6 protein-coding genes and 1 pseudogene are annotated in these 8,627 nt (G+C 70.9%); 6 read left to right on the forward strand and 1 reads right to left on the reverse strand.

Features of this window, described 5'->3' with window-relative positions:
* Positions 1-108: 108 nt before the first annotated feature.
* From AB0L75_RS43480 to AB0L75_RS43505, 6 genes are read left to right on the forward strand one after another with little or no spacing between them, the layout of a single operon-like run.
* Positions 109-915, forward strand: coding sequence for a hypothetical protein (locus tag AB0L75_RS43480; protein ID WP_365191833.1), 807 nt, complete (start codon positions 109-111; stop codon positions 913-915).
* A 55-nt stretch (positions 916-970) separates the two neighbouring features.
* Positions 971-1,180: a hypothetical protein gene (locus AB0L75_RS43485; RefSeq protein ID WP_365191834.1), complete on the forward strand. Its 210-nt coding sequence runs from the start codon at positions 971-973 to the stop codon at positions 1,178-1,180.
* Position 1,181: 1 nt separating this feature from the next.
* Positions 1,182-1,610 carry a TadE/TadG family type IV pilus assembly protein gene (locus AB0L75_RS43490; RefSeq protein ID WP_365191835.1) on the forward strand — a complete coding sequence of 143 codons (429 nt, stop codon included), beginning with the start codon at positions 1,182-1,184 and terminating at the stop codon, positions 1,608-1,610.
* The gene (locus AB0L75_RS43495) at positions 1,607-2,059 is read left to right on the forward strand and encodes a TadE/TadG family type IV pilus assembly protein (protein ID WP_365191836.1); all 453 of its coding nucleotides are present in this window, start codon (positions 1,607-1,609) and stop codon (positions 2,057-2,059) included. The genes AB0L75_RS43490 and AB0L75_RS43495 overlap by 4 nt, the downstream gene beginning before the upstream one ends.
* The gene (locus AB0L75_RS43500; RefSeq protein WP_365191837.1) at positions 2,056-2,514 is read left to right on the forward strand and encodes a pilus assembly protein TadG-related protein; all 459 of its coding nucleotides are present in this window, start codon (positions 2,056-2,058) and stop codon (positions 2,512-2,514) included. Before AB0L75_RS43495 ends, AB0L75_RS43500 begins: the two co-directional genes overlap by 4 nt.
* A 5-nt stretch (positions 2,515-2,519) precedes the next feature.
* Complete coding sequence (locus tag AB0L75_RS43505; RefSeq protein ID WP_365191838.1) at positions 2,520-6,209, forward strand: LysM peptidoglycan-binding domain-containing protein; 3,690 nt, start codon at positions 2,520-2,522, stop codon at positions 6,207-6,209.
* A 1,651-nt stretch (positions 6,210-7,860) separates the two neighbouring features.
* Here AB0L75_RS43505 and AB0L75_RS43510 read toward each other — a convergent pair.
* Positions 7,861-8,502, reverse strand: a pseudogene (locus AB0L75_RS43510) (DUF2637 domain-containing protein); the annotation flags it as partial.
* Between the last annotated feature and the right edge of the window lie 125 nt (positions 8,503-8,627).

Below are 8,627 nucleotides of genomic sequence, written 5' to 3' on the forward strand. Positions count from 1 at the left end.
TGGTTGTGGTCCTGCTCCGCCCGGGCGTGGGGGGGGGGGGGGGGGGGGGGGTGGGGGGGGGGGGGGGGGGGGCCGCCCCGGCCCCCCCCCCCCACGCCGCTGGCCGAAGTGCTGCGCCGCACCCACCAGCCCGACACGTACGCCCCCGTCCGCACACCAGCGTCCGAAGGGCAAGGCGGTGCTGCCCTGTGGGCGGACCGGCTCGGCACCCGGCTGATGGAGACCGACACATTCGTCTCGCGGCTGCCCGCGCGCGACCTGGCACTGCTGGAGCTGTCACCCGCCTCGCTGCTGGGGCGATGCGCCCTGTACGCCATGGTCGGGATGCTGCTCCCGCAGTGGTTCTTGTTCATCGCCTCGCTGATGGGGGTGAGCTGGCCGCTTCTGGTGTCGCTGCTGGCCGGACTGGCATTCGCGGCGTTCATGGTCTTCAAGTGCCTCGACGATGTGCGGGACAAGGCCAAGAAGGCACGCCGCACCTGGCAGTACTACGCAGCGTCCCTGCTGGAGCGGATCGCGCTGGCACGCAACTCGGACGCCGGTGCCCCCGAGGCCCTGATGCGCGCAGTCGCGCCCGGCGAGGGTGTGGTGGAGGCCCGGATCAGGGACACCGTGGAGCACGCCCAGCTCGCCGGCATCAGTGTGTGGAGCGCCCTGCGCACCCTCGGCGAGGAGATCGGCGTGCCCGAACTGTCCCGCCCCGCAGCTGCGCTGGCTTTGGCTGGCAAGGAACACGCCGCCGTGTTCAACCAGTTGGAGGCCCAGGCCGTCGCCGTGCGGCGGGCGCTGCTGGCCGACCGGAAGGGGCAGGCGAACGAGGCCACCGAGAAGATGAGCCTGCCCTCTCTGGCCATCGTGTTCTTGATGGCGACGTTCCTGCTGGCCCCCGCCGTTATCCGGATCATGGCGTTCTGATCGGCCCCCTGCCTGCCCGGCTGTGGACCGCAAGCTCAATCGAAAGGAAATTCCCGTGCACCGCACGCGTAAGCGCATCGCTCACCTTCTGGGCCCGATCCGGCGGCACTTCGCCCGCGTCCGCGTCGAGGCGAGATCGGACGCCGGGTTCACCGCGTTCGAGTGGGCCGTCGGACTGGCGCTGACCGGCTCTCTGATCATGGTGGTCTACGCCGCGGCGAACACCAAGATCGCGGAGAAGGTCGCCCAGATCGCCGGCTTCTGAGATGAGACTGCCCCGACTCTTCCCCGTGCCACCGCCCAGCTGGCGCGCCCGGATACGGGAGCGGCTGCGTGAGGACCGCGGAGCGATGGCCCTCGAGCTGTCGATGGTCGTGCCGCTGGCCTTCCTCATGCTGTTCGCCCTGATCCAGGGCGGCGTCTACTTCCACGGACGCTCGGTCGCGCACCATGCCGCGCAGCAGGCCCTGGACGCCCAGCGCGCCTACAACGCGGCTCCCGGCGCGGGGCAGAAAGCTGCCCGCGACTTCCTCGCCCGCATGGGCGGGTCCCTGTCCGACGCGTCGGTCCAGGTCGAGGACAACGGCAACCAGGTCAGCGTCGAGGTCCAGGGCAGCGTCATCAATCTGGTGCCCGGCTGGGACGGGCACGTCGACCAGCGCGTCCAGGCACCGAAGGAGCGGTTTCGCCCATGAGCTGGCACACTCGCCCCCAACCGGAGTGGGGAGACCGGGGCGGGGCATCCCTGACCACGGCGATCTTCGTGCCCGTCGTGCTGGTGCTGCTCGGTCTGCTCATCGCGTGCGGCCGGATCGTCAACGCGCAGAGTGCGGCGGACGCTGCCGCCCGGGACGCCGCCCGCACCGCCTCCATCTCCGCCGACCCGGCCGGCGGCGAGTCCGCGGCACGCGATGCGGCGGAGGCCAGTCTGGCGCGCTCCGGGCTGCACTGCGCCAGCATCAGCGTCGTCCTGGACACCCGCGGCCTGTCCGCCCCCGTCGGCCAGGCCGCGACCGTGACGGCGACCGTTTCGTGCACGGCGCCGCTGTCCGAACTGGCGGTCCCGGGCCTGGGCGGATCCAAGACGCTCACAGGGTCGATGACGTCCGCAGTAGACACGTGGGCCACCCGGGGGAACTCGTGAGGACCCGCTGGCGACGTATCGCCGCGCTCCGGACCAAGCGAGACCAGGGCCGGCGGGACCGGGGCCAGTTGGAGCTGTTCTACGCCGGGATCGTCATCATCGCCTTCCTCGTCGTCGGTCTCGTCATCGACGGCGGGGCCGCCCTGGACGCCGACTCACGCGCCGACTACCTCGCCCAGGAAGCGGCCCGGGCCGGCGCCCAGCAGATCGATCCGAGCCAGGCAATCACCGGCGAGGCGATCGTGGTCGATCCTGACGCCGCCCAGGCGGCCGCCCGCTCCTACCTCGCCGACCACGGTGTCGACGGCGACGTGAGTGTCGCGGCCGACGGGCAGACGCTGAGCGTCACCGTCCACGACACCTACCGCCCCTACTTCGCGTCGCTCGTCGGATTCGCGCACATCCCTGTGACCGGACACGGCACCGCTACCCTCCTTCACCAGGCCGGAGGCTGACCCTCATGCCCCACACCCAACACCGCCCGCGCCGTGCGCTGACGTGGCCGCTCGCCGTGGTGCGGGGCCTGTGTGCACTCGCCGTCCTCACCCTCCTCCTCGTCGGCGTCCCCTGGATGCTGGTGACGATCGGCACCCTGCCCGGCACGCTGCCCACCTGGGACGGCGTGCACGACGCGGTGATGCGCCAGGACGACGGCTCCGGGCTGATGATCCTGCTCACCATCACGGCGTGGATCACCTGGCTGTGGCTGGCGATCCCGGTCCTCCTGGAGATCGGCGCGGTGGCGGTCCGCCGCACCACGCCGCGGCTGCCCGGCATGGCCACCGGACAGCGCCTGGCCGGCTTCCTCCTCGGCAGCATCCTGCTCGCCTCCCCCGCCGCCGCGGCCAGCGCCGCCACCCCCGCCGTCGCCGCGACCGCCCCGCACGCCCCCCACACTGCGGCAGCCACCCCCGCCCACGGCATCGACAGGCAAGCGGCCTCCGCCTCTTCCACAGCCGCCCCCTCCCCTGCGGGCCGGGCAGCCACTCCCGTCCACCGCGACGACCAGGCAACGATGCTCGCCGAGCACACCGTCGGGAAGGACGGCACCACCTGGTGGGATCTGGCCGAGCAGTACCTCGGCGACGGACTGCGCTATCCGGAACTACAGCACCTTAACCCGCAGCTGCCGACCGACACGATCCTTCCCGAGGGAACCACCGTCCTCGTCCCCGTCGCCGCTTCACCCACGACGGCCGAGAACACGGCCGCGCAGGACGGCATGCACACCCAGCTCAGCGCCAGCGAGCAAGCCCAGCCCTCGCACGACGCCGACACGGCAGCCCCACGCGAATACACGGTCAAGTCCGGCGACAACCTGACCGGCATCGCCGAGAAACAGGAGGGTGACGCCGCCAAGTGGACCCTGCTGTTCGAGGCGAACAAGGGCGAAGAGCAGCCGTACGGCCACCACTTCACCGACCCGGACCTGATCTATCCGGGACAGCGCCTCACCCTGCCCGCCGACAGCACCAGCCCGGAGCAGAGCGCCACCCCTGACCAACAGCAGGACCAGCACTCCCAGCACGAGAACGACCACGCCAGCGGCGGGTCGGCCGCCCAGGGCAAGAAGGCTGCGACACCGGAAAAGAAGCAGACCGCCAGCCCATCCGCGGCCGCCTCCGCCACTTCGCAAACCGCCACACCGGAGCCGAGCGCCACCACGGCGCCTTCTCCATCTGCCACTGCTTCCCGTACGCCGGATGGACAGTCTGCTGCGCCGCACTCCCCCACGACCTCGGCGACCAGCACCCCCAGTACACCCGACTCGCCCACCCCGGCCGCATCGTCAGCTTCACCCTCAGCCAGTACAGACCATGGACGGCAGGCTGGGGTTTTCGGGTTGATGGCCACCGGCGTCCTGGCGACCGGGTTCCTGTCCTTCCTCGCCTACCGGCGCATCACCCAGCTCCGCCGGCGCCGTCGCGGCCACCACATTCCCCTCCCTCAGGGTGATGCAGCCCGTGTCGAGCACGCCCTGCGCGTCACCGAGGCCGTCATCGACACCGCGGTACTCGAGCCGGTCCTGCGCACCATGGCCGTCCATCTCGCCGACGCAGACCGCGAGCTGCCCGACATCGAGGCCATCGTCCTCGGCGACCGCGACATCACGCTGCACCTGGCCGAACCAGCCGCGCCTGTGGCGCCGTTCACCGCTGCCCCGGACCAGCTCGCCCGCTGGTCCTGCCCCACCAACACCGGCGAACTCCTCCCGGCCGAGGCGACCGGCGACATCGAGGAGCCCTATCCGGCCCTGGTCAGCCTCGGCTGGGACGGCGACGGCCGCCTGGTCCTCATCGACCTCGAGCACGTCGGACACCTGCACCTGTCCGGGCCGGCCGCCGTCCCGGTTCTGCGCACGCTCGCCCTGGAACTGGCGACCAGCGAGTTCACCCATCACCTCGACCTGGCCCTGGCCGACGACACCGTCGCACCCGGCCTCGCCGAGGAACTCGGCGAACGGGTCACCGAGAGCGCCAGCCCGTCCGAGGCCGCCGTAGCACTGCGCGCCCACCACAGCGAACAACAGCGCGCCCTGGCTCTGCTCGACACAGCCACGGTGCGCCATGCCCGCACCGGCGTCGACACCGCCGCGGCCTGGACACCCGCTCTGGTCATCGCCCAGGTCCTCGAGGGCGGTGACGCAGACGGGCTCGAGGACCTGCTCCATGTCATCGCCGACGAGCCGCGCACTGCCACCGCCGTCCTCACCACCGGCCCTCTTCCCCCCGGCACCCGTGTGAGCAGCTCCTGGACGCTTCACGCCGAGGACGCCGGCGCCGTCCGGCTGCCGCTCGACGGCGTGGATATCCACTGCACATTGCAGGCACTGTCCGACGAGCACTACACCTACGCGCTGGAGACCCTCGCCATCAGCCGCGCCGAGGACAGCCCCGCTCCCGAGCCGGAACTCTCTGCCGCGCACAGGCCCGTCTTCGAGACCGATGAGGGCACCGACGACGGTGATTCCCCTGTGGCCGCGCCCTCTGACCGTCACGCGACGGCCACGTCCGGTCCGGAGCGTGTGCCGAATCTGCTCGCCCAGTTCGCCACCTTCCATGACGAAGAAGAAGACGAGGACTACGACCACGACGACCGTGCGGATCAGCAGGCCGGCGAGGGCGGCCAGGGCCAGGGCAACGACAGCCCGGCCGCCCCCCTTCCCACCCCGCCTCACCACGCCGCACCCAGCGAAGGTCCAGGCGTCGCCCTGGACAAGCCCGGCCAGGCTCCATCGGCTCCCCCAAGCCCAGTTCCCGCACAGCAGGCGCCGAACAGGACGGTGAGCATCCGTCTGCCCGCCGATGTCCTCCCCGCACCCGCACTACCCGAGACCGCGTCCGCCACCGCCTCACCGGAGACGGATCTGGAGACAGGAGGAGCGGAAACGCCGAACCCGGTGGTCCGTGTGCTGGGACCGGTCGACGTCGTCGGCGCCCGTGGAACCCTCACCGAAAAGAAGCGCCAGCGCACTTACACCGAACTCGCCGTCTGGCTCGTCCTCCACCCCGGCCACCATGCCGCGGCCCTGGACCACCGCGCCCTGGACGAGGCCCTGTGGCCCGACCGCGACGAGGTCAGTCTCAAGTACCGCAACGCGGTGGTCTCCAGGACGCGGACCTGGCTCGGCCGTGACACCGACGGCCAGCCGTACATCCCGCTGCTGAAGACCGCGAACAGCCGCTACAGCATCGCCTCCTCTGTCGGCTGCGACTGGCACGACTTCCAACACCTCACCCAGGCCGGGAAGGACCAAAACACAGCCAACGCGGACTTGGCGCTGCGTCGCGCCCTGGAACTCGTACGCGGCCGGCCGTTCTCCTCCACCGACCGACGCCGCTACAAGTGGGCCGAGCATCTTGCCCTTGTGATGACCATGGAGATCGTGGACGCGGCGGAGATCCTGGCCGAGCGCCGCCTGGCCGCCCACGACCCGCGCGGCGCTCTCTGGGCGGCCACCAAGGGCCTGGAGGTTGCCCCCGCCGTCGAATCCCTGCACCGCATCCTCTTTCAGGCCTACGCGGCGATCGGCGACTACGAGGCGCTGGAGCGCGCCGCCACCTGGCTGGAGGAGTTCACCGAGAACAACGAACTCGAACTCGACGACGAGACCCTCGCCGTCCTCGACCAACTCCGCGCCAGAATCTGACCCCGGCCACGGCACCGGCGACTCGCCCCGGCGCCGTGGCCGACTGTTCGCCGGCTGTGGCCGCTGGAAGTGGCCACACCGGCCACGCCGTCCCGCCCGGCCACCGCGGGATGCCACCCGCCTCGAGCGTCACAGCTCCCGATCGGGCCACGCCTGTCGAACGCGGTCGCAGACCGTTGTCCCTCAAGCTGCGGGTATCCGCTCTGAGCACGACCGGATACCCCGGTCTGCCGGATACCCAACCCCTTGCCCCACCAGCCGCCCGCACGGCGGCCTCTCCCTGTACCCGGTCATCGCGGCGCCGGACGGGTGGCCGATTTCGGGGTGCCCGGCCACTGGCCGGTGACCGATGGAGCCAGGATCGGCCACCGGCCACCGTCTGTCGGCTACGGCATCGGGCCTGGTCGGCCGCGTGGCCGATCGGTGGCCGGGGCCGGTCACGGCCCGGTCGGCCACCGGCCACCGATCGGCCATGAGGGGTCGAGGCGTGGCCGCTGCGCTCACACCGGCGGCATCGGCCACGGCCCAGGGTCGGTCATCGGTCGTTGACCGACCGCAGGTGTGACCGGGCCTGCTGGCGTCGCTGCTCCGACAGATACTTCTCGGCCTCCGTCAGCCGTCGCCGGCCTGTCCGCTCGGCCACGCCCAGCCGCCGGCCTACCTCGGACCCGGAGAGCTTCTTACCGGCCTCCTCAGCCTCGGCCAGCCATCCGGCCACCTGAGCGATCTGCTGCTGGATCGGATCCAGATCCTGTTCCCGGGCCGCTTGTTCCGGCAGCCGGGCGGTGGCCTCACTGCCCGCGGACACACTCGCAGACGAGCTGGGGACGAGATCGTGCACGGTTTGCGGCTGTGTCAGGTTGACGGGCAGGGGTACCTCAGCTGCCGATGCGGTGGGCGTCGTCACCGGCTCCTCAGCGCGCGCCGGCGTCGCCAGCGGCTCGTCGGCGTACGAAGATGCCGTCCGCACGGCGCCCTGGTCCACCGGACCGGCCATCGCGCCGTTGGCGTCCTGGTTCACCGACTCGCTCCCGAGCGTGCGCTCCCGGAAGCGGGTAACGAATGCCTCCAGGTCCTCGCCGGTGATTGGGCTCCCGGCCGCATTGGTGATGCCGTCGCGCTCGTACACATACGCGGCGAGCGCGGCCGCGCTGGGCTGACCGCCGTGCTCCTGCGTGTAGGCGACCCAGGCGCTGTGGAAGTAGTCCTCCCATGAAAACTCATCACCGACCTGCTGCTGCGGACTATCCGCAGGGGTTTCGGCGTCGTCCGGCATCTCGGTTCCGTAGCGCTCCTTGAGGACCTCGAGCAGGGGCTGCACCTGTTCATCCGACAGCGGCTCGCCAAGGCCGGTGCCGATACCCAAGTTGTCGTGGATCCAGAGCGCGAACTGGGCAGCGGTGGGTTCGACCTGGAAGTTGGACAGCCATGCGCGGTAGGCCTCGCCGAGCGCCTCGGTCTCCTTCGGTATCGCCGCTGCCTGCGCTGGCGGGTTCGGCTCTTCAGCCGAGGGCCGGGCCGTGGCCGTCCCGGGCGCCGACTCGACGGGATGCGTGCCTGCTGCCCCATCGCGGTCACCGCCTTCCAGCGCAGCGCCCGGCGCGGCCACAAGGACCGGGGCCCGTTCGCTGGTGAACGCGATCGGCGGCTCATCAATGCCCGCGGCGGCCAGCCCTGCGGGCGCAGTCTCGGCGAGGGGAACCCCGTAGCGGGCCAGGCGCAGCGGCATCAGGGACTCCACCGGAGCCTTCCTGCGCCAGCCGCGGCCGTAGCGGGAGCGCAGGCTCGCTTGGTAGACGAGACGTTCCTGCTCCAGCTTGATCACCTCTTCGTAGGAGCGCAGCTCCCACAGCTTCATACGGCGCCACAGCAGGAACGTCGGCACCGGAGAGAGCAGCCACCGGGTGAGACGGACGCCCTCCATGTGCTTGTCCGCCGTGATGTCGGCGATCCGGCCGATCGCGTGCCGGGCTGCCTCGACCGCGACCACGAACAGGATCGGGATCACCGCGTGCATGCCCACGCCCAGCGGATCCGGCCAGGCGGCGGCACCGTTGAACGCGATCGTCGCCGCCGTCAGCAGCCACGCCGTCTGACGCAGCAGCGGGAAGGGGATGCGGATCCAGGTCAGCAGGAGGTCCAGCGCGAGGAGGACACAGATGCCCGCGTCGATGCCGACCGGGAACACGTACGAGAAGTTCCCGAAGCCCTTCTTGATGGCAAGCTCACGGACAGCCGCGTACGAGCCGGCGAAGCCGATACCGGCGATGATGACGGCACCAGCGACAACCACGAGGATCAGCACGCGGTGGGCCCGGGTAAAGGGTCTGTACGCTCACCGGTGTAATTGATGATCATGGAAGAGACATCAAGTGACTGACACCGTGACCGAGTCCGTGACCGTCGATGACCAGGCGG

The sequence above is a fragment of the Streptomyces sp. NPDC052101 genome, assembly GCF_040680235.1.
Classification (GTDB): Bacteria; Actinomycetota; Actinomycetes; order Streptomycetales; family Streptomycetaceae; genus Streptomyces.